The following is a 21,523-nucleotide window of genomic DNA, read 5'->3' on the forward strand; positions in this document are numbered from 1 at the left end:
TACCGCAGGGGGTCCGAAATTTCGCTCCGGTTTTGCTGGCGATATGGGTGAAATCCGGGTAATTTATCCATCAAAGTTCCGTTTGGTGAGAGAATAAATCTATGAGTGAAATGGACGCGACAGACCGCCAACTCGTGTTTCTGCTCCAGCAGGATTCGCGGCTGCCCAATGCGCAACTTGCCGAAAAGCTGAATATCTCGGCCTCTGCCTGCTGGCGGCGGGTCAAGGCGTTGGAGCAGGCGGGGGTGATCAAACGCTATGCCGCGGTGGTCGATCCAAAGGCGATGGGGCTGGGGTTTGAGGCGATGGTGCATGTGCATCTGACCCGGCATGATGCCTCGGCCCTTGCCAGTTTCATCCGTGCGATCCAAAGCCGGACGGAGGTGACGGAGTGTTTCGCCACCACGGGCCAAGCGGATTATCACCTGCGCGTTCTTTGCCGCGATATCGACGCCTATAACGCCTTTTTGGAAAGCTTTTTGTTCCTACATCCGGCGGTCAATTCGGCCACCACCAATGTAATCTTGCGGCAGATCAAATCCGACGCGCCGATCACCGGCTGAAATGAGCGCCGCGTGCCCCATTGGCGAAACGCGCGTGAAGCTGCGGTGCCTTTCTGAAATGGACATTTGACGCCCGCGTGCTCCATATAGACCCAAGTGATTAACCTCGAAGGAGAGACCCATGATGAGAACCCGTGCCGCCGTTGCCGTGGAAGCTGGCAAACCGCTTGAAATCATGGAGGTGAACCTTGAAGGGCCGAAACGCGGCGAGGTCTTGGTTGAGATCAAGGCAACCGGCCTGTGTCACACCGATGAATTCACCCGCTCGGGAGACGACCCCGAAGGCATCTTCCCCGCGATCCTTGGCCATGAAGGCGCGGGCGTGGTGCTGGAAGTGGGCGAAGGCGTGACCACGCTGGAGCCGGGCGACCATGTGATCCCCCTCTACACGCCAGAATGCCGCGAATGCGAATACTGCCTGTCGGGCAAAACCAACCTCTGCCAAAAAATCCGCGTGACCCAAGGCCAAGGCTTGCTGCCCGATGGCACAACGCGGTTTTCGATGCTCGATGGCACGCCGATCCACCACTATATGGGCTGCTCGACCTTTGCCAACCACACCGTGGTGCCGGAAATCGCGCTGGCCAAGGTCCGCAAAGACGCGCCCTTTGATAAAATTTGCTACATCGGTTGCGGCGTGACCACGGGCATCGGTGCGGTGATCAACACGGCCAAGGTCGAACTGGGCGCGCGCTGCGTGGTCTTTGGGCTGGGCGGCATCGGGTTGAACGTGATCCAAGGGCTGCGGATGGCAGGCGCGGATCAGATCGTCGGTGTCGATCTTAACGACGACAAAGCAGAGGTCGGGCGTTATTTCGGGATGACCGATTTCGTGAATCCCAAGAACGACGAGGGCGATCTGGTGGCGCATCTGGTCGAGGTGACCAAAGGCGGGGCCGATTACTCCTTTGACGCGACCGGCAACACCAAGGTCATGCGCGACGCGCTGGAATGCGCCCACAAGGGCTGGGGCGAAAGCATCATCATCGGCGTGGCACCTGCGGGGGCCGAGATTTCGACGCGGCCATTCCAACTGGTGACGGGCCGGGTTTGGCGCGGGACCGCCTTTGGCGGGGCCAAGGGGCGGACGGACGTGCCCAAGATCGTTGATTGGTACATGAACGGCAAAATCGAGATCGACCCGATGATCACCCATAAGCTGACACTGGATCAGATCAACGAAGGCTTTGAATTGATGCACAAAGGTGAATCGATCCGCGCGGTCGTCGAATTCTAAATATTGGGCTGGAGGGCTGCGCGCTCTCCAGCCTAGATCTCTGCCGCGAGGGAGAGGAACAGGTCGACATCCATATAGGTCTCGACATGATCGGCCAGCGCGTCGAGCGCATCATCCACGCCGCTTTCGAAATCCAGCGATGAGGTCACGCCAAAACCGCCGAGATAGGCGCGGCGAAAGGCGTCTGAGCTGAAAATTCCATGCATATAGCAGCCCTGCACCCGGCCAGATGGGGAGGCCGCGCCCTCAGCCGTGCCATCAAAGGTGAGCCAAGCGCGGGCGCAATCGGGGCCTGTGGTTTCGCCGATGTGGATTTCATATCCCGTTAAATCGGTGCCGCTGGCAGGATGCTGGCCGGATTTTTCCGCCAGATGTTTCAGTGGGGCCATCGTCGTCTCAACGTTCAGATGCCCCAGCCCCGCCACCCGCGCCGCCGGGCCTTCGATGCCCTGCGGGTCGGTGATGGTCTTGCCCAACATCTGATAGCCACCGCACAGCCCCAGCACGTGGCCGCCCCGCCGGATATGCGCGGCAAGGTCGATGTCCCACCCATCAGCTCGGAAAGCTTTGAGGTCGGAGATGGTTGATTTTGACCCGACCATCAGCACCAAATCGGCGTCGGCGGGCAGGGGGCTGCCGGGCATGATCATCCGCAGGTCGACGCCCGGCTCGGCGGCCAGTGGGTCAAGGTCATCGAAATTTGCGATGCGCGGCAGGCGCGGCACGGCGATAACGCAGCCCGATCCACCGGAACGCGCGCGAGCGGGCAGGTCCATCACGTCTTCGGCGGGCAGGCGGTGCGCGGCGTCGAACCACGGGATCACGCCAAGGCTGGGCCAGCCGGTGCGCGCGGCGATGTCGTCTCTCCCTGCGTCGAACAGGCTGCGGTCGCCGCGGAATTTATTGACGGCGAAGCCGCGGATCAGCGCGTTGTCTTCGGCATCAAGCACCGCCTGCGTCCCGACGATCTGCGCGATCACCCCGCCACGGTCGATGTCGCCCATCAGCACCACCGCCACCCCGGCGGCGCGGGCGAAACCCATATTGGCGATATCGCCCGCCCGCAGGTTGGTCTCTGCCGGGGAGCCCGCGCCTTCGATCACGATTAGGTCGCAGTTTTCGGCCAAGCGGTGAAAGGACTGTAGCACGGCGGGCATCAGGCTCGCTTTGTTGCGCCCAAACTCCCACGCCTCTTGCTGGCCCGCGATCTTGCCCTGCACCACGACCTGCGCGCCAGTGGCGCTTTGAGGCTTCAGGAGCACCGGGTTCATGTCCGTATGCGGTGCCACGCCAGCGGCGCGGGCCTGCAGGGCCTGCGCGCGGCCAATCTCGCCCCCGTCTTCGGTGACGGCGGCGTTGTTGGACATGTTCTGCGGTTTGAACGGGCGCACGCGCAGCCCGCGCCGGGTGCAGGCGCGGATTAATCCGGCAACGATCATCGACTTGCCGACATTACTGCCGGTGCCCTGTATCATGATGGCTTTGGTCATGTCATTCTGCCCCTGTTTCGCGCAAACTGGCGCAAAATGATCCAAGGGGAAAGAGCCGCGATGAACACGCCTGCACATTTGCTTTTGGGCGCTGCCGTGATGGGGCGGGAAGGGGCCAAACCGTTGATCTGGGCGGCGCTCGCCGGGGCGTTGCTGCCGGACTTGTCGCTCTATCTGATGGCGGGTTTTGCGCTCTATGTCCAAGGGCTGCCGGGGAGCGTTGTCTTTGGGGAGCTTTACTATTCCAATCTCTGGCAGACGATCTTTTCGATAGATAATTCATTCATCGTCTGGGGCGCACTATTGGCGCTGGCAGTCTGGCGGGAGGCGGGCTGGGCCGTGGCGCTTACCGGCGCGGCGCTGCTGCATCTGATGTTCGACCTGCCGCTGCATCACGATGACGGGCGTGCGCATTTCTGGCCACTAACGGGGTGGATATTCGAAAGCCCGGTCAGTTATTGGGATGTGCGTCACGGCGCGGGCTGGGTCGCCCCGATTGAGGCGCTGGTCAGCACACTTGCTGCCATTACGCTGTGGTGGCGTAGGCCGGGGTGGGTGCTGTCGGGCGTGACGTTGGCGTTGCTGCTGGCCGAAGGGCTGGCGTTGCGCAATTGGATCTTCTTTTTCGGAGCAGACTGACAGAGGCCCGGGCAGCAGACACAAAAAAACGCAGCCCGAGGGCTGCGTCAATTGCTCCGCTTGGCGGATATTCTCAGGCGGCTTCGGCCTGAAGCGCGGCATTGCGGCGCTCGGACTCTTCGCGCGACAGGGCGACGGAGGTCCGCACGCCTTTGCCCACGAATTCCATCAGGCCTTCGACGACCCGCTCATTGGGGTCGATCCCGGCACAGCTCAGCACTTCGCGGCCATCGCGCGAACGGGCCCAGCGGGCGATCTGTTCTGGGCCGTTGCCATATTTCTTGTCGTCGGCAATTGCGTCATCCAAAGCAGCAAGCACCACAGCAGCAAAGAGCTTGCGTGCGCGGTTGCCTTGCTCGTTGTTGAAAGCGGTGCCATCAACGAAATCTTTCATCTCGTCGTCCTTTCGATTATTCTTGCTCTTGTCATTCGGGCGTGGAGGCCCTTATGACGGATATCCTTTGATTCGGATACCTCTATTTAGCATACCTCCCATGCAACTTGCGCATATCTAGTTGCCGCAGCGACGCCCGGATATCGCCCGCTTGCAGGGGACCATCCCTCCCGATATAGACCCGGTCATCTTATCATCAACCTTATGTCGTGGTTTTGTCACATGCCCAAGATTAACGGAAACGAGATCCGCCCCGGAAACGTCCTTGAACATAACGGTGGCCTTTGGGCGGCCGTGAAGGTCGATCACGTGAAGCCCGGCAAGGGCGGTGCCTTTGCCCAAGTCGAAATGCGCAACCTGCGCAACGGCTCCAAATTGAACGAACGCTTCCGCTCTGCCGACAAGGTCGAGCGCGTGCGTTTGGAGCAAAAAGACCAGCAATTTCTGTATGAAGACGACGGTATGCTCGTGGTTATGGACACCGAAACCTATGAGCAGGTGCAGCTTGACGCCGAGCTTCTGGGCGACACGCGCCCCTTCCTGCAAGACGGTATGATGATCGTGGTCGAGTACCATGAGGCCGAGGCGCTGAACGCCCGTCTGCCGCAAAAAGTGGTCTGCAACATTGCCGAGACCGAGCCGGTCGTCAAAGGCCAGACAGCAGCGAATTCCTTCAAGCCGGCCATTCTGGAAAACGGAGTGAAGATCTCTGTTCCGCCCTTCGTGGGGCAGGACGAAGCGATCGTGGTGAACACCGAAACCATGGAATATGTCGAACGCGCTTGACGCAACGTCATCCAACGTAAGCTAGATCAGCCCCGGTTTTGCCGGGGCTTTTTCTTGTTTTGGGGTGCTCAGGCGGCAGAGCCGGGCCATGTGACCTGCGCCTCATCGGCCTGCATCTGCCCTTTGGCGCGGTCAAAGCGCAGATGCGCCAGCGCTTGCTCCCCCGCTTGGGTGAACAGCGTGCCCGCAGGCTTGCCCTCTGCCGTGATCGCCGTACCGGGCGAGGCGCTGCCGCTGACCTCGACCCGTGTCAGCCCCTTGCGCAACTCAGTCTTGTGCTTCATCCGCGCCGTGACCTCTTGGCCCACATAGCAGCCCTTGCGGAAGTCGAGCCCGTTGATCCGATCAAGCCCGGCTTCGAGGATGAAAGTATCAGGCGTCAGTTCCACACCGGTTTCGGGGATCAAATGCGCCACGCGCAGGGCGTTCCAATCTGTCGTGTCATCTGTCTGCGGCGTGTCGCGATAGGCGCGCCAGCCCATTTCCGAATGACGCGGGTCGGACACGGCATCTTCGGGTGCGGGGCCGGTGCCACGGTGCAGGTGTAGCTCGGTCGGCTCAATCGTCACCTTGGCGCGCAGCTTGTACATCGACAGCCGTTGGCTCAGCATGTCGCCAAGGCTTTCGTCCACATCGAGCAGAACGCTATCGCCGTCAGCGATCAGAAAGAAATCGGCCATATATTTGCCCTGCGGCGTCAGCAGGGCGGCGTAGACCGGGCCTTGGTCCAGTTTGCCAACGTCATTGGTCACGATGCCTTGCAGGAAATCGCGGGTGTCGGGGCCGGAGAGGCGCAGAATGCGGCGCGTGGTCATGCGGTTGTCCTTTGATTGCTGGCCATGACATATAACCTGTCAAACCCATCCAAAAGGGGCAACCATGCGCGCGCCGATCTCTGTCGTCATTCCCAGTCTCAATGCAGCCGCCGCGCTGCCTGCCTGCCTTGCTGCGCTTGTCGAAGGCTTGCAGGCCGGGCTGATCCGCGAGGTGATCCTGAGCGATGGGGGATCGACAGATGGCACGCCTCAGCTGGCCGAAGGCTGGGGGGGCGAGGTGATCTCAGGCGCGCCCTCGCGGGGGGGGCAGTTGCGCCGCGGATGCGAAGCGGCACGGGGGGAGTGGCTCTTGGTGCTCCATGCCGACACGGTGCTGGCGCCGGGGTGGACCGATGCGGTGCAGGATCACATGGCCCGCGGGCCAGGGGCTGCGGGGTGGTTTCGTCTGCGGTTCGATCAGCGCGGGCTGGCGCCGCGGTTGGTCGCGGGCTGGGCGAACCTGCGCAGCGCTTGTGGCTTGCCCTATGGCGATCAGGGGCTGCTGCTGCCGCGCGTGCTTTATGACGCGGTCCGCGGTTACCCCGATCAGCCGCTGATGGAGGATGTCGCACTGGCCCGCGCCCTGCGCGGCCGTTTGGCCCGGCTTGAGGGCATCGCCGTGACCAGTGCCGAGAAATACCGCCGTCAGGGCTGGCTGCGCCGCGGTGGGCGCAACCTGTGGACGCTGATGCGCTATGCAATGGGCACCAGCCCCGACGCCCTTGCAGAAAGCTATCGGCGGTCGTGAAAAGGGCGCGGGTTGCCCCCACGCCCCTGCACTCAGTTAAAGAAGACCGCCCCGATCCGTTGGAGCAGATTGGGCTGGCGCGCCCTTTCGCGGCGCTTCTTTGCAGAGAGGGCGCTGAGGCCACGGGCATCCGACACCGTCTTTCCGTCGCGGAATTGCAGGCGGTAAAGGTCGGCATAGATGCCGCCGCGCTCCATCAATTCGTCGTGGGTGCCTTCATCGGTGACTTGGCCGCGGTCCATCACCACGATCTTATCCGCGCTGCGAATGGTCGAGAGCCGGTGCGCGATGACGATGGTTGTGCGCCCCTTGGCGAGCCTATCAAGGGCATCCTGCACAACCTGTTCAGATTGCGCATCCAAGGCGCTGGTGGCCTCATCGAGCAGCAGGATGGGCGTGTCGCGCAGCAGGGCGCGGGCGATCACCACACGCTGACGCTGCCCGCCCGACAGGGCCGAACCGCGCGGGCCGACGCGGGTTTCCAGCCCCTGTTCCAACTGCGGCAGGAAGTCGGCCACATGGGCGGCTTTCAACACCCGGTCGAGCTCTTCGTCGCTGACGTTCTGGCGGCCCAGCACGATATTCTCGCGCAGGGTCTCATCAAACAGCAGCGCCTCTTGCGTCACGACAGAAAACAGGCCCCGCAGGTCCGGGATGGTCATTGATGTGGTGTCGACCCCGCCGATTTGAACCGTGCCGTTTTGTGGATCGACCAGCCGCGTGAGCAGGTTGAAAATGGTCGATTTCCCCGCGCCCGAGGCGCCGACAAGAGCGGTCGTCTGGCCCGCTTGCGCGGTCAGGTTCAACCCATTCAGCACCTTCGTATCGCCGTAAGAGAGCGAAACATCCGCCAAGGCAACGTCAGGCGGGCCATCGGGCGCGGCCACGGGCTTGGCCGGGCTGCGCAGGTGCAGGGGCGCGTCGAGCAGCTCCTTGATCCGTTCCAGCGCGGCGGCGGCCATCTGCCACAGGCCGCTGATCGCGCCGAGGCGGCGTAGAGGGGAGAACATGAACCCGAGCGACGTAAAGAAAGTCATGAACTCGCCAATGGTCTTGTTGCCAGCGATGATTTCGGACCCGCCATATACGATCACGGCCATGAAACCGATGCCTGACATGATGTCGATCATCGCCGGGATCGCGGAATTGCCAAAGGCGGCGCGAACTTCGGTGCGGATGAAGGTGCGCGTCAACTCGCGGTATTGTCGGGCCTGATAGTCTTCGAGCGCGTTCAGTTTGATCTGGACGATGCCGTGAAAGACCTCGTCCAGACGTGTCGAGAGGCTGGCGCCGATGTCGCGCGCCTCGCGCGAGCGGGCGCGGACGAAACGCTGGGCGATGGCGGCAGGCAGCACCATCAGCGGCACACCGACCATCGCCAGAAGCGCCCAGATCGGATCAATCGCGATGGCGACACCCATCAGGATCACCAGCCCCACCAGATCGCGGCCCGCGCCGGTGATGACCGCGCGCCAGACATCGCTAACCGCGTTCACATCCGATTGCACCCGCTGCACAAGAAAACCGGGCGGGTGGTTCTGGTGAAATGCACCATCCTGCTGCATCATCCGGTCCAACAGGTCGATGCGCAGATCCGCCGCCGTGCGTTGCGCCACGCGGGTCAGCAGTACCTTCTGCACCACCGTGGCCAGCGCGCGCAGCGCAAAGATCGCCACCAGCACCAGCCCCACCCAGACCAGCGCACCTTGGTCGCCGCCGACAAAGACGCGGTCGAACATCGGCTCCATCAGCTTGGCCAGCACGCCCAAGGTCGAGCCTTCGATGATCATGAAGATCACCGCGATGGCCATCAGGCCGGTGTGTTTCTTTAGATAGTCATGCCAAAGCCAACGCATCAACTGCGCGGAGGTGTAACTGTCATCATTCATGCCGGTGCCTGATCCTTTTGGGCAGTCGGATCCCGTGTACGAAAGCAGGGGAGGCAGGGCAAGCCGTAGCGCGGGCTGCGCCAAGCGCAGATCGGGAGGGTTCCTCGCCAGTGGGAGACCTCCACGGGCGCGCCTTACCTTACGTCCGATCGCGTGTTGACCCCGGCCCGGCGGGCAGTAAGCTGCGCCCGACCGCAGCCCGGTCACGCATTTTCAAAACGGCAGCCAATATCATGACAAAGCAGAATAAACTCGTCCAAGGTCGTTCGTACCTTGCCATTCCCGGCCCCTCGGTCATGCCCGACGCGGTGCTGAGCGCGATGCACCGCGCCGCTCCCAATATCTATGAGGGTGAGTTGGTTGAGATGATGCCGGCACTGGCGGCTGATTTGAAACGTGTGGCGCGTACAGATCGTCATGTGGCGATGTATATCAGCAACGGCCACGGCGCTTGGGAGGCTGCGCTGAGCAATGTCATAGCACCGGGCGACCGCGTGCTGGTCTTGGCCACGGGGCGTTTCGGCCATGGCTGGGCCGAGATGGCAACGGGGCTGGGGGCGGAGGTGGATATCCTCGACTTTGGCCGCAATGCGCCGGTTGATCTGGCGCAGGTGGCGGAGCGTTTGAAGGCCGACACGGGCCACCAGATCAAGGCGGTGATGGCGGTGCACGTCGACACGTCAAGCTCGGTGCGCAACGATGTCCCCGGTCTGCGCCGCCTGTTGGATGAGGCAGGCCATCCCGCGCTTTTGATGGCGGATTGTATCGCCTCGCTTGGGTGCGAGCGGTTCGAGATGGACGCTTGGGGCGTCGATGTCATGGTCACGGCCTCGCAGAAGGGGCTGATGGTGCCGCCGGGCATGGCGTTTGTTTTCTTCAACGATCGGGCCGAGGAAGCCCGCGCACGACTGCCGCGGGTGAGCCGCTATTGGGATTGGTCGCCGCGCGCCCATGCGGAGGAGTTTTACCAATACCACGGTGGCACGGCGCCCACGCATCACCTTTACGGCCTGCGGGCCGCGCTTGATATGATCCATGAAGAGGGGATCGAGCAGGTCTGGCAGCGCCATGCCACCTTGGCCCGCGCGGTTTGGGCGGCGTGCGAGGCATGGTCGGCAGAGGGCAGCCTGCGGTTCAACATCGAAGACCGCGCCCTGCGCAGCCATGCCGTCACCGCGCTGCGGCTGCAAGCGCCCCATGCGACTGAACTGCGCGATTGGGTACAGAGCAATCTGGGCCTGACACTGGGCGTGGGGCTGGGCATGGCCCTGCCCGGAGAGCCCGCGTGGCATGGTTTTTTCCGCCTTGGCCACATGGGCCATGTGAACGGCCATATGGTCATGGGGCTGCTCGGCGGGATCGAAGCTGGACTTTGCGCGCTGAAGATCGACCACGGGCCCGGCGCACTGCAAGCGGCAGCGGAGGTGATCGGCGGGGCTTAGGCCCCGCGCGCTTCGGCCAGAGCGTCGGGCAATGCGGCGGCGAAGTGATCCAGTTCCTCAGCCGTACTGCAACTGATGCGGATGCAGCGGTTTTGCGGCGCGGCAAAGGGCATCCGCACAAAGATGCCCCGCGCCACTAGGGCACCCAGCACCGCCTTGGCGAAGGCGCCATCGCCGCCACAGTCGATCGCGACGAAATTGGCTGCGGAGGGCAGGGTGCTCAGCCCGTTCTTTTCAGCGATTTGAGCGATCCTGTCGCGGGCCTCGGCGATCTGGGTCTGAACTTTCTTGAGGTAGTCTTGATCCTGTACCGCCGCCAAGGCCCCTGCCTGTGCTGCGCGGTTCAGGCCAAAGTGGTTGCGAACCTTGTGAAAGGCCGTGATCAAGTCGGGCGCTGCAATCGCATAGCCGATCCGCGCCCCGGCGAGGCCGTAGGCTTTGGAAAAGGTCCGCATCCGGATCACCCGCGGGTCATCGGCGGAAAGCTGGGGTGCTGTGCCCTCGGGGGCGCATTCGATATAGGCCTCATCCAGCAAAAGCAGGCTGCCTTGGGGCAGGTCGTCGAGCGCGCGTTGCAGTGCCGCGCCCTCATGCCAAGTGCCCATCGGATTGTCGGGATTGGCGAGGTAGACGAGCTTGGCGTCAACCTCTGCCGCCTTGGCGAAAAGCGCTGCCGCGTCTTCGTGATCGTCGCGGTAGGGCACTTTGTGCAGCACGCCGCCAAAGCCTGCGACATGGTAGTTGAAGGTTGGGTAAGCGCCTTCCGAGGTCACCACCGCATCGCCTTCGTCCACCAGCAGACGGACGAGATAGCCCAGCAGCCCGTCAATGCCTTCGCCAACGATGATATTGTCGGGCGTCACGCCATGCAATTCGGCCAATGCCGCGCGCAGCTCCACGCTTTCTGAATCGCCATATTTCCACATCTCCGTTTCAGCCATTGCCGCGATGGCGCGAGGCGAAGGGCCAAAGACGTTTTCATTGGCACCAAGCCGCGCTTTGAAGGGGCGGCCAAGGCTGCGTTCCTGCGCTTCGGGGCCGACGAAGGGGACGTTGGCGGGCAGGCTTTGGGCGAGGGGGGTGAGGCGTGCATATGTCATGCGCCAAGGTGTAGGGTTGCGCCGTTGGGAGGGCAAGGGTCGCAGCACCTGCCGCCACGTTTTGCTGGTGCCGCGCGTTGATCTGCGCTGAACTGCGCCAAACATTCAGGAGAACAGCCATGCCCCGTGTCACCACCCGGATCGAAGACCATATCGCCCATGTGACCCTCACCCGCGCCGACAAGATGAATGCCGTGGACGATGAGATGATCGAAGCGATCATCGCGGCAGGGCAGGAGGTTGCGGCCTCAGACGCCCGCGTGGTGGTGTTGTCGGGCGAGGGCAAAGGTTTTTGCGCGGGCATCGACATCGGCGGGCTCTCGGGGATGCTGGGGCAGGACGTCGAGGCGCTGATCATGCCGCGCACCCATGGGAAGGGCACGACGAACAAGTGGCAAGAAGTCTCGATGGTTTGGCACCGGCTGGAAATCCCGGTGATCGCGGCGTTGCATGGCGTGGTCTATGGGGCCGGGATGCAATTGGCACTGGGCGCGGATATCCGCATCGCCGCGCCGGATACCAAGCTTGCGGTGATGGAGATGAAATGGGGCATTGTGCCGGATATGGGCGGCATGGTGTTGCTGCCGCGTTTGGTGCGCTCGGATGTGCTGCGGCGGTTGACCTATACTGCGGCACCGGTGGCGGCCGCGCAGGCAGAGCGCTGGGGGCTGGTGACCGAACTTGCTGACGATCCACAAGCGGCAGCGTTGGAACTGGCAAATGTGATTGCAGGGAAGGGGCCGAATGCCGTGCGGGCGGCGAAACGGTTGATTGGATACGCGGAATCCGGAGCATCGGACGTAGATGTACTGGACGCCGAGTCGCGCGAGCAGGCGGCATTGTTGGGCAAGCCAGAGCAGATGGAGGTGATCGCGGCGGAGTTTGGCAAGCGGCCTGCGGTGTTTAAGTAGGCTGGCAAGCGCAGCGTTAGCATCGCGCACCACAGCCCGTCCGGGCAGTGCCAGACCGCCCGGACGGGCTGGCGCTTTTGCAATCGAAGTGCTGTCCTGAAATAGATGCGTATTCGCGGCAGGGATAAACTGCCCAACCGCCCCGTATGCAGCGCCACCCCGCGGTCTGGCGCTGCCCGGCTTTCGTGAATGGCGTGGCAGCTAAACCGCCACGCTCTCAACCTCAGCCCAGTTCGGCCAGTCGGTCCAGTGCGGCCTGCATCTGGTCCGCCTCTTCCTGACGCGCGGCCAGATTGGCCTGCGCCTCTGCGACGACCTCTTCCGGCGCGGAGGCCGCGAATTTGGGGTTGTTCAAACGCCCCTTCAGCCCACCGATCTCCTTGCCCAGCTTGTCGAGCGATTTTTGCAACCGTGCCTTCTCGGCATCGATGTCAATCAACCCGGCCAGCGGCAGGCCAAAGCTGGCCCCTGGTGCAGCGATCGACACAGTGCCTTTCGGAAAGCTGTCGGCACGCTCAAGGCTCTCGACCCGCGCAAGGCGCTTGATCATCACCTCATTGCGGTCCCATGCGCCTTGGGCGGCGGCGTCCATCTCAGTCACTAGCATCGGCACCTTCAGCCCGGCGGGCACATGCATCTGCTGACGCGCCGAACGGATGCTTTCGATCAGGCCGATCACCCAGTTCAGTTCCCGGTCAGCCTCTGCGTCCAGCAGGTCGGCGGTGGTGTAGGTCGGCCAACCGGTCAGGGCGAGCAATTGGTCGCGCTTGGTTGTGGTCTGCCACAGCTCTTCGGTAATGAAGGGCATGATCGGGTGCAGCAGCACCAAGCATTGCTCCAGCACCCATGCCATCGTGGCGCGGGTCTCGTCGGCCTCGGGCGCATCGTCTTGCAACAGCGGCTTGGACAGCTCCACATACCAGTCGCAGACCTTGCCCCAGACAAAGGCATAAAGCGCATTGGCCGCGTCGTTGAAACGGAAGTTGCCAAGCGCCGCGTCGACTTCTTCGCGGATACGGGCGGTCTCGCCGACGATCCATTTGTTCAGCGTGGCTTGCGGGGTGGGCATAGCGGCGGGCATGCTGTCGAAGACATCGTTCATCTCAGCAAAGCGGTGGGCGTTCCAGAGCTTGGTGCCGAAATTACGATAGCCAGCAATGCGTTGCGTGCTGAGTTTGAGGTCACGCCCCATGGCGGCCATCGAGGTCAGCGTGAAACGTACGGCGTCGGCGCCAAAATCGTCGATCAACTCCAACGGATCGAGCACGTTGCCCAAAGACTTCGACATCTTCTTGCCCTTCTCGTCGCGCACCAGCGCGTGGACATAGACGGTGTCGAAGGGTTTTTGATCCACCACGGCGTATTGCATCATCATCATCCGGGCGACCCAGAAGAAGATGATGTCGAAACCGGTGACCAGCACGGAGGTGGGGAAGTATTTCTCAAGCTCCGCGGTCTGCTCGGGCCAGCCCAGCGTGCCGATGGGCCAGAGGCCGGAGGAGAACCATGTGTCGAGTACGTCGGGGTCGCGGCGCAGGGTTTTGCCGGGGGCCATGGCCTGTGCTTCGGCCTCGGTCGGCGCGCAATACTCATTGCCGTCATCGTCGAACCACACCGGGATCTGATGCCCCCACCACAGCTGGCGCGAGATGCACCACGGCTCGATATTCTCCAGCCAGTGGAAGTATACCTTACGGTCCTGCTCGGGCAGGATCGTGACTTCGCCAGAGCGCACCGCGTCGATGGCGGGCTGCACGATCTTGTCGGTGGCGACGAACCACTGGTCGGTCAGCATCGGTTCGATCACCACTTTGGAGCGGTCGCCGAAGGGCTGCATGATCTTCTTGGCCTCCACCAGCGGCACAAGGTTCTCTTCCTCGGTGCGCATCTCGCCGCCTTCGCCGGGCTCGACGGGGGCTTTCTTGGCCGCGCGGCCAAGGCGGGGATCGGTCGCCTCGGTCATCACGGCGAGGCCCTCGGCGGTCACGTCCTCGACCACGCGCTTGCGGGCCTCGAACCGGTCCAAGCCGCGGTAGGCGTCGGGCACCAGATTGATCTCGGTCGCGTCCTCAGGGGCGGGCTCCGATCCATCGGCGATGGCCTGCGCGCGGGCGGCGGCCTCGGCATAGGGCAGGCCGTCGGCGCGCATCTGGCCTTGCGTGTCCATCAGCGCATAGAGCGGGATGCCATTGCGCTTTGCGACGCCGTAGTCGTTGAAGTCATGCGCGCCGGTGATCTTCACAGCACCCGAGCCGAAGTTCTTGTCTGGGTATTCGTCGGTGATGATCGGAATGAGGCGGCGCTGCTCTTTCGGGCCCACGGGAATTTCGCAGAGTTTCCCGACGATTGAGGCGTAACGCTCATCCGATGGATGAACCGCTACCGCGCCGTCGCCGAGCATGGTTTCGGGCCGCGTGGTGGCGATGGAGATATAGTCGCGGGTCTCTTCGAAGAGCGTGTTCCCGTCCTCGTCCTTCTCGACGTAGGTATAGGTCTCGCCCCCGGCCAGCGGATACTTGAAGTGCCACATGTGGCCGTCGACTTCGGTGCTTTCGACCTCCAAATCCGAGATCGCGGTCTCGAAATGCGGGTCCCAGTTGACCAGCCGCTTGCCGCGGTAGATCAACCCCTTGTTGTACATGTCCACAAAGACCTTGATCACCGCGTCGTGGAAGTTGCCTTCCTCACCCTCGGGCGCACCGGGCGCGCCGGACATGGTGAAAGCGTTGCGCGACCAGTCGCAGGAGGCACCCAAACGGCGCAGCTGGTCGATGATCGTGCCGCCGGATTTCTGCTTTTGCTCCCAGACCTTGGCGGTAAACGCCTCGCGGCCCAACTCGCGGCGACCCGGCTGGCCGGTGGCGGCCAATTCGCGTTCCACCACCATCTGTGTGGCGATGCCCGCGTGGTCTTGGCCCGGCTGCCAGAGGGTGTCAAAGCCCTGCATCCGGTGCCAGCGCACCAAAATATCCTGCAGCGTGTTGTTAAACGCATGCCCCATGTGCAGCGAGCCGGTGACATTCGGCGGCGGGATCATCACCGAGAAATGCTCATCCCGTTGTGCGTTTGCGCCGGCCTTGAACGCGCCTTTGGTTTCCCAATCGGCGTAGATGCGGCTTTCGGCCTCAGCGGCGTTGAAGGTCTTTTCGAGTGCCATGGTCATGATCCCTTTTGTTGCGCCCCGTTTAGCGGTCTGGCGCGGCGAGGGAAAGACCTATGGCAAAGCGGATTTGGGGCGGGAAGCGGCCTAGCCGCGCCGGTCGATCTTGGTGCTGAGGTGAATGAGGCTCTCACTGCCCTTCACGCCGCGCGTCTCGCCAATACGGTCGAGGGTTTCGTCCAACTCTTGCGTGGTCTGCGCGGCGATTTGCACTAGCAGGTCAAAGCGACCCGAGGTGGTGTGAACGACCTGCACGCCGGGCAGGCTGCGCAACCGGGCCAGTACGGCAGGGCCGGCGCGCAGTTCGATGTTGACCAAAGCCGTGGCATGAAGCGGGGCGCGGGCGGCTTCACCCAATCGCAGGGTGTAGCCGACGATGGCACCACTGCGCTCTAGCCGCTCAAGCCGGGCCTGAACGGTGGTGCGGGCAAGCCCGAGAATGCGGGCCAGATCAGCGACCGGCAGACGGGCGTTGGATTGAAGTGCCGCGATCAAAGCGCGGTCGGTGTCGTCAAGTTGATGTGCCATGTCGTCATTCTGCCGGAAGTTTCCGTCAGTATAGGCGGTTTGACACGATGAATCGACCAAAATTCGCGGTTCACTGGGGAAAAGCAAACAAGAGGCCATCATGCAGCATACCGCCCCCCTTTCAGCCACGCCCGCCGCCTATTTGGCGAAACACAGCCCCGACGCGCCGGTGCTGTTCCTCGCCCCTTCGGTGCTGCAGGCCACAGCGCGGCGGTTTCAGGCGGATTTCGACGGCTTGGTGACCTATGCGGTCAAGGCCAATGACCGGCCCGAGGTGCTCTCGAACCTCGTCGCCGCGGGGATCACCACCTTCGATGTGGCCTCTCCGGCAGAGATGGCGGCGGTCCGGGCGGTCTGCCCGCAGGCGGTGCTGCATTACAACAACCCTGTCCGCTCGGCGGCAGAGGTGCAGGCCGGGATCGCGGCGGGCGTCTATAGCTGGTCGATCGACGATATGTCGGAACTGGCCAAGCTGCGCGACGTGCCGCGCGACAATGAAGTTGCGGTGCGCTTTGCCTTGCCAGTGAAGGGTGCGGCCTATGATTTCGGGTCGAAATTCGGCGCGGCCCCTGAGCAGGCGGCGGATCTGTTGCGCGCGGTGGTTGAGATGGGGTTCACCCCGTCAATGTGTTTCCACCCCGGCACGCAGTGCAATGATCCGCAGGCTTGGGTGCAATATGTCCATGCGGCGGCGGATATTCTGCATGCGGCGGGTGTCTCGATCAAACGGATGAATATCGGCGGTGGTTTTGCTGTAGATCGCGGCTTTGACGCGCCCGATCATCGGGCGGTTTTCGCCGCGGTGAAGGCGGCGCTTGCCGAGAGTTTTGGCACGGATGCGCCCTCGCTGCTTTGCGAGCCGGGCCGGGCGATGGTTGCCGATGCCGCCGTGCTGGCGACCCGTATCAAGGGGATGCGCAACGCCGGGCGGACCGTGTTCTTGAACGACGGTATCTATGGCGGTCTGCCCGATCTGCGGGACATGGGCCTGTCTGGGCTGGTGGATGTGGTCGGCCCTGAGGGGGCGCTGCGCCAAGGGGCGCCGACACCGCGCGTGGTCTTTGGCCCGACTTGCGATTCGTTGGACCGTTTGCCCGACGGCCTGCCATTGCCTGAGGATGCGCAGACCGGGGATTATCTGCTGTTCGGCGGAATGGGGGCATATTCCATCGCCATGTCCACCGCCTTTAATGGCTATGGGCTGGCAGGGATCACGCTTGTTTCGGACCTTGGGGTCGCGCCCAACCGCAAGGCGGCCTGAGCCTCTGGACACTGGCGGTTCGCCCGCTACTGTTGCGCTGGAATAGGCAGGGCAGCAGGGGCAGCGTCAGATGGAAAAGTTCGGGAAAAGCCAGCCGGTCAAACGGGTGGAAGACCACCGTTTCCTAACCGGCGATGGCCGCTATGTCGATGACATCGCCCCCCAAGGGGCACTGCACGGCGTGTTCTTCCGCGCGCCGGTGGCGCATGGGGTGATCACTGAATTGGACGTGAGCGATGCCCGCGACGCGGAGGGCGTGCATCTGGTGCTGACCTGTGCCGATCTGGAAGCGGCGGGAATGAACATCGCCCTGCCGCATACGGTGGTCGACAACCGCGATGGCAGCAAGGGGGCGGCACCGCTGCGCCCGATGTTGGCGAAAGACCGGGTGCGCTATGTGGGAGAGCCGGTCGCTCTGATTGTGGCCGAAACCTTGCAAAAGGCGCGCGATGCGGCTGAACTGATCCTTTTCGACGCTGATGACCTGCCCGCCAAGATGGACCTCACCCCCGGAGGCGAGACATTGCACGCCGAAGCCCCCGACAACCGCGCCTTTGATTGGGGCATGGGGGATGAGGCCAAGGTTGAAGCGGCATTTGCCAAGGCCGCGCGGCGCGTCAAGCTGGAGGTGGGCGACAATCGCATCATCGTCAATTCAATGGAACCGCGCGGCTGCTATGCGGAATGGGCCGATAGCCGGTTGCATGTGGCGCTGGGCGGGCAGGGTGTCTGGGCGCATAAGGGCTTCTTTGTCAAAGCTTTTGGTCTCAGCGAAGACGCCGTGCGCGTGACAAACCCCGATGTCGGCGGTGGTTTTGGCATGAAGGCGATGACCTACCCAGAATACTTCTGCATCGCTCAAGCTGCGCGGGCGCTGGGCCGCCCGGTGCGCTGGATGTCAGAGCGGACCGAAGCCATGCTCACCGACAATGGCGGGCGCGATCTGGTGTCATGGGCCGAATTTGCGTTTGACGAAAACCACAATATCACCGCCTACCGTGTCGACACGCGCTGCAACCTCGGGGCCTATAACAGCCAGTTTGGCCAGCCGATTCAGTCGACGCTGTTCTCTAAGGTTTTGATGGGTGTCTATGACGTGCAAGACACCTATCTGCATGTCGAGGGCTATTACACCAACACCGTGCAGGTCGATGCCTATCGCGGCGCCGGGCGGCCCGAGGCGATCTATGTGCTGGAGCGGTTGATGGACCGCGCGGCCCGAGAGTTGGGCGTCGATCCGTGGGAGCTGCGGCGGATCAACTTCATCAAGCCGGATCAGTTTCCCTATACCACCGCCACGGGTGAGCTTTACGACGTGGGCGATTTCGCACGCTTGCTGACCCGTGCTGGCGAAGAGGCCGATCGCGACGGGTTCAATGCCCGCCGTAATGCGGACGCCAAGCGCGGCCTGCTGCGGGGGCAGGGCTTGTGTTACTATATCGAAAGCATTCTGGGCGATCCTTCCGAAGGGGCCAAAGTGGTCTTTGATGAGGATGGCAGCGTGGCGATCTATGTCGGTACCCAAAGCAACGGACAGGGGCATGAAACGGTCTATGCGCAGTTCCTGTCGGATCAGACTGGGATTCCGGCGGAGCGGATCCGCGTTGTGCAGGGGGATAGCGACCTGATTAAAAAGGGCGGCGGCACCGGCGGCTCACGTTCGGTCACCACGCAGAACACGGCGACCTTGGCGACCGTGGCGAAGATAACCGAAGTCTTCACCGCGTTTCTGGCTGATGAACTGGGTGTTGCGGCCAGCGGTATCACCTTTGACGACGAACGCTTCCGCGCCGAAGGGTCAAACGTCACGCCCACTATGCTGGAAGTGGCCGAGATGGCCCGTGCCAAGGGCCGGGATGATCTGCTGAGCCACCACGAACGCGCCAGCCTGCCGGGGCGCAGCTACCCTAATGGGGCGCATGTGGCCGAGGTGGTGATTGATCCTGAGACGGGCGTGGTCACACTCGACCGCTATACGGTGGTCGACGATTTTGGCAATCTGATCAACCCGATGTTGGCCGAGGGGCAGGTACATGGCGGGGTCGCTCAAGGCATCGGCCAAGCGGTGCAGGAACGCGTGGTCTATGACGAAGACGGCCAGCTTTTGACCGCCACCTTCATGGATTACGCCATGCCCCGCGCCGCCGACCTGCCCATGATCTCTTTCACCTCTGAGCCTGTCCCCTCGACCGCCAATGCCATGGGCATGAAGGGCTGCGGCGAGGCTGGGACTGTGGGCGCGCTGGCGGCGGTGTCGAACGCGGTGCAGGATGCGCTTTGGGAACGCGGTGTGCGGCAGGCGGATATGCCTTTCACCCCGCATAGGGTCTGGGAGATGCTGCAAGGTGCCGCAATCGCAGCCGAGTAAAACCCTGTTCCAACGGCTCTTTGGGCGGTTATGGCGACGGCCTGAAAGTGACTTCGGCCCGCGCCGGGGGGCGGTGACCCATGTCATTATCCTTGATGGGACCATGTCCTCGCTCGAACTGGGGCGAGAGACCAACGCCGGCATCGCCTATAGCCTGTGCCGCGAGATGGGCAGTGCTCTGTCGATCTATTATGAACCGGGTCTGCAATGGCGTGATTGGCGCAGCGCGCGCGATGTGATCATGGGGCGCGGGATCAACCGACAGATCCGCCGCGCCTATGGCTATCTCGCCTCGCGCTACCGACCCGGGGACCGGATTTTCCTGATGGGTTATTCGCGTGGGGGCTATGCCGTGCGTTCGCTCGCCGGGGTGATCGACCGTGTGGGCCTTCTGCGTGCCGAGGTCGCGACAGAGCGTAACATCCGCGATGTCTACCGCCATTACGAAGCGCATCATCTGAGCAAGGCGGGCGAATTGTTTGCGCGGGCCAACTGCCACCCCGAGGTAGAGATCGAGGCGATCGGCGTTTGGGATACGGTCAAATCGCTGGGCCTGAACGCGCCGCTGTTCTGGCGGTTCTCGCAGCCGCTGCACATGTTCCACAACCACGATCTAAGCCGCAATGTGAAGAACGGCTTTCAGGCGCTGGCGCTGAACGAAACCCGTGTCGCCTATGCCCCGGTGATGTGGACCACGCCCGAGGGCTATGCCGGGCGGCTCGAGCAGGTCTGGTTTCCGGGCACCCACGGCGATGTCGGCGGGCAGTTGGGCGGTGATGAGGCCGCGCGCCCCTTGGCAAATATACCGCTGGTCTGGCTGTTGTCGCGGATGGAAGAAAGCGGTCTGCCGCTGCCCGACGGCTGGACCACACGCTTTGATCAAGACCCCGCTGCACCCTCCATCGGGCGCTGGCGCGGCTATGGCAAAATGCTTGTGACCCGCCGCCGCCGTTTGGTGGGCGCGGACCCGTCAGAGCGGCTGCACGAAAGCGTGGACCAGCGCCGTGCCCACGCCGAGCCGCAGCCGGGGCTTCTGGCGCGGATGCAGGGGGTGATCTCCAGTCTTTAGCTGCCCTTGCGGTCCGAGGGGTGATTGACCCCATCGCTATAGGGCAGCGGCTCCATCTCCCAAGGTAAGACCCCTTCGATTGCGCCGAGGTTCACGCCGCATTCATCGGGGTTCGAGCGGCGGCGGTGGTGGGTATAGATGCCACAGGTCTTGCAGAAGTAATGCTGCGCCGTATGGGTGCCCCATGTATAAAGCGTGAGGTTCTCGGCGCCTTTCAACACGGTCACAGTCTCGGCCAGTGCGGTCACCGTGGCCGCCGCGCGACGGCGACAGAACGTACAGGTGCAGCGCGAGGCCGAGGCCAGACCGAGCGGAAACAGCGCTTCGATCACCACGGCCCCGCAGTGACAAGAGGCGCGGCGGGTTTCTGAGGTTTCGGTCATTTGCGTCTCACTTTCGGGATGCGACTTTCACTGAGGTCATAGTCGGCAGCGGCATGGGGCGGATGGCCGTCGGTCTGTCGCCAAAAGGCAAAACCGCCCCGGCGCAGCCACAGCGGCAGGGTCAGCACAAGCCCCGCGATGAACCCGCCCGCATGGGCCCAGTAGGCCACACCGCCAGTGCCGGGCGTGGCCCCGATCCCGCCGATGAATTGCATGCCGAACCACAGGCCCAGCATGATCCACGCGGGGATCGCGAAGATGCGGAAAAACACGATGAAGATCACCAGAATGTCGACCTTGGCGCGGGGGAACAGCAGCAGATAACCCCCCATCACCCCCGCGATCGCGCCCGAGGCACCGACCATTGGCACCCACGACAACGGCTCTGTCACCACTTGGCCCAGACCCGCGGCGATGCCACAGGCAAGGTAGAACAGCAGGTAGCGCCCGTGGCCCATCTCATCTTCGACGTTGTCGCCGAATATCCACAAAAACAGCATGTTACCCGCCAGATGCATCCAGCCGCCATGCAGGAATTGCGAGGTGATGAGGCCGAAATATCCCTCCCCATGGCTCAGCCGCGCGGGTAGCAGGGCGTAGCTGTAGTAAAACTCGGCCAAGGCGCGCTCATCCGCCATCAGCGACAGGGAAGACAGGAACACCCCGATGTTGAGCGCCATCAGCGCATAGGTGACGAAGGGCGTTCGGCCCGAGGGGTTGTGATCGCGGATCGGGAACAT

The 21,523-nt window shown here is 62.9% G+C and carries 19 protein-coding genes; 10 read left to right on the forward strand and 9 right to left on the reverse strand.

From position 1 onward, the window contains the following. Positions 1-101: 101 nt before the first annotated feature. Both K3758_RS06325 and K3758_RS06330 read left to right on the forward strand, forming a co-directional pair. Positions 102-563 carry an Lrp/AsnC family transcriptional regulator gene (locus tag K3758_RS06325; protein ID WP_067629340.1) on the forward strand — a complete coding sequence of 154 codons (462 nt, stop codon included), beginning with the start codon at positions 102-104 and terminating at the stop codon, positions 561-563. A gap of 124 nt (positions 564-687) precedes the next feature. Then, complete coding sequence (locus K3758_RS06330; RefSeq protein WP_259950000.1) at positions 688-1,800, forward strand: S-(hydroxymethyl)glutathione dehydrogenase/class III alcohol dehydrogenase; 1,113 nt, start codon at positions 688-690, stop codon at positions 1,798-1,800. Between the two features lie 32 nt (positions 1,801-1,832). On the opposite strand, the gene K3758_RS06335 is transcribed toward K3758_RS06330, so the two are convergent. Further along, positions 1,833-3,290: a cobyric acid synthase gene (locus tag K3758_RS06335; RefSeq protein ID WP_259948797.1), complete on the reverse strand. Its 1,458-nt coding sequence runs from the start codon at positions 3,288-3,290 to the stop codon at positions 1,833-1,835. A gap of 60 nt (positions 3,291-3,350) precedes the next feature. On the opposite strand from K3758_RS06335, the gene K3758_RS06340 reads away from it, so the two are divergent. After that, on the forward strand, positions 3,351-3,929 hold the full coding sequence (locus tag K3758_RS06340) for a cobalamin biosynthesis protein CobQ (RefSeq protein WP_259948799.1): 579 nt from the start codon (positions 3,351-3,353) through the stop codon (positions 3,927-3,929). A gap of 73 nt (positions 3,930-4,002) precedes the next feature. Here the strand turns inward: K3758_RS06340 and K3758_RS06345 are convergent, their stop codons facing one another. Then, positions 4,003-4,323 carry a DUF6280 family protein gene (locus tag K3758_RS06345; protein ID WP_007120494.1) on the reverse strand — a complete coding sequence of 107 codons (321 nt, stop codon included), beginning with the start codon at positions 4,321-4,323 and terminating at the stop codon, positions 4,003-4,005. A gap of 222 nt (positions 4,324-4,545) precedes the next feature. Here K3758_RS06345 and efp point away from each other — a divergent pair, with 222 nt between their 5' ends. After that, on the forward strand, positions 4,546-5,109 hold the full coding sequence (efp, locus tag K3758_RS06350; protein ID WP_093740442.1) for an elongation factor P: 564 nt from the start codon (positions 4,546-4,548) through the stop codon (positions 5,107-5,109). A 68-nt stretch (positions 5,110-5,177) separates the two neighbouring features. On the opposite strand, the gene K3758_RS06355 is transcribed toward efp, so the two are convergent. Further along, on the reverse strand, positions 5,178-5,924 hold the full coding sequence (locus K3758_RS06355) for a folate-binding protein YgfZ (protein ID WP_259948805.1): 747 nt from the start codon (positions 5,922-5,924) through the stop codon (positions 5,178-5,180). A gap of 64 nt (positions 5,925-5,988) precedes the next feature. On the opposite strand from K3758_RS06355, the gene K3758_RS06360 reads away from it, so the two are divergent. Next, on the forward strand, positions 5,989-6,672 hold the full coding sequence (locus K3758_RS06360) for a TIGR04283 family arsenosugar biosynthesis glycosyltransferase (protein ID WP_259948823.1): 684 nt from the start codon (positions 5,989-5,991) through the stop codon (positions 6,670-6,672). 32 nt (positions 6,673-6,704) lie between these two features. Here the strand turns inward: K3758_RS06360 and K3758_RS06365 are convergent, their stop codons facing one another. After that, the gene (locus K3758_RS06365; RefSeq protein ID WP_259948827.1) at positions 6,705-8,561 is read right to left on the reverse strand and encodes an ABC transporter ATP-binding protein; all 1,857 of its coding nucleotides are present in this window, start codon (positions 8,559-8,561) and stop codon (positions 6,705-6,707) included. Positions 8,562-8,794: 233 nt separating this feature from the next. Here K3758_RS06365 and K3758_RS06370 point away from each other — a divergent pair, with 233 nt between their 5' ends. Next, a complete protein-coding gene (locus K3758_RS06370) occupies positions 8,795-10,003 on the forward strand; it encodes an alanine--glyoxylate aminotransferase family protein (RefSeq protein WP_259948829.1) in 1,209 nt (402 codons plus the stop codon). Here the strand turns inward: K3758_RS06370 and K3758_RS06375 are convergent. After that, complete coding sequence (locus K3758_RS06375) at positions 10,000-11,103, reverse strand: pyridoxal phosphate-dependent aminotransferase (RefSeq protein WP_259948832.1); 1,104 nt, start codon at positions 11,101-11,103, stop codon at positions 10,000-10,002. The two genes, K3758_RS06370 and K3758_RS06375, sit on opposite strands and share 4 nt — an antisense overlap. A 119-nt stretch (positions 11,104-11,222) precedes the next feature. On the opposite strand from K3758_RS06375, the gene K3758_RS06380 reads away from it, so the two are divergent. Next, positions 11,223-12,014 (forward strand): crotonase/enoyl-CoA hydratase family protein, encoded by a 792-nt coding sequence (locus K3758_RS06380; RefSeq protein ID WP_259948834.1) that lies wholly within the window; start codon positions 11,223-11,225, stop codon positions 12,012-12,014. Positions 12,015-12,237: 223 nt separating this feature from the next. Here the strand turns inward: K3758_RS06380 and K3758_RS06385 are convergent, their stop codons facing one another. Both K3758_RS06385 and K3758_RS06390 read right to left on the reverse strand, forming a co-directional pair. Continuing rightward, on the reverse strand, positions 12,238-15,171 hold the full coding sequence (locus tag K3758_RS06385; RefSeq protein ID WP_259948850.1) for a valine--tRNA ligase: 2,934 nt from the start codon (positions 15,169-15,171) through the stop codon (positions 12,238-12,240). A gap of 90 nt (positions 15,172-15,261) precedes the next feature. Continuing rightward, on the reverse strand, positions 15,262-15,702 hold the full coding sequence (locus K3758_RS06390; RefSeq protein WP_259948853.1) for an Lrp/AsnC family transcriptional regulator: 441 nt from the start codon (positions 15,700-15,702) through the stop codon (positions 15,262-15,264). Between the two features lie 100 nt (positions 15,703-15,802). Here K3758_RS06390 and K3758_RS06395 point away from each other — a divergent pair, with 100 nt between their 5' ends. The 3 genes from K3758_RS06395 to K3758_RS06405 all read left to right on the forward strand — a co-directional run bounded on the left by K3758_RS06395 (position 15,803) and on the right by K3758_RS06405 (position 20,400). Continuing rightward, complete coding sequence (locus K3758_RS06395; protein ID WP_259948856.1) at positions 15,803-16,963, forward strand: type III PLP-dependent enzyme; 1,161 nt, start codon at positions 15,803-15,805, stop codon at positions 16,961-16,963. Between the two features lie 70 nt (positions 16,964-17,033). After that, on the forward strand, positions 17,034-19,331 hold the full coding sequence (locus tag K3758_RS06400) for a xanthine dehydrogenase family protein molybdopterin-binding subunit (protein ID WP_259948859.1): 2,298 nt from the start codon (positions 17,034-17,036) through the stop codon (positions 19,329-19,331). After that, complete coding sequence (locus K3758_RS06405) at positions 19,309-20,400, forward strand: DUF2235 domain-containing protein (RefSeq protein ID WP_409202619.1); 1,092 nt, start codon at positions 19,309-19,311, stop codon at positions 20,398-20,400. The genes K3758_RS06400 and K3758_RS06405 overlap by 23 nt, the downstream gene beginning before the upstream one ends. Here K3758_RS06405 and K3758_RS06410 read toward each other — a convergent pair. Beyond that, positions 20,397-20,783, reverse strand: a complete 387-nt coding sequence (locus K3758_RS06410) for a GFA family protein (RefSeq protein ID WP_259948863.1) — start codon at positions 20,781-20,783, stop codon at positions 20,397-20,399. The two genes, K3758_RS06405 and K3758_RS06410, sit on opposite strands and share 4 nt — an antisense overlap. Then, positions 20,780-21,523, reverse strand: a complete 744-nt coding sequence (locus K3758_RS06415) for a rhomboid family intramembrane serine protease (protein ID WP_259948864.1) — start codon at positions 21,521-21,523, stop codon at positions 20,780-20,782. Before K3758_RS06415 ends, K3758_RS06410 begins: the two co-directional genes overlap by 4 nt.

Source organism: Sulfitobacter sp. W002, assembly GCF_025142135.1.
GTDB lineage: Bacteria > Pseudomonadota > Alphaproteobacteria > Rhodobacterales > Rhodobacteraceae > Sulfitobacter > Sulfitobacter profundi.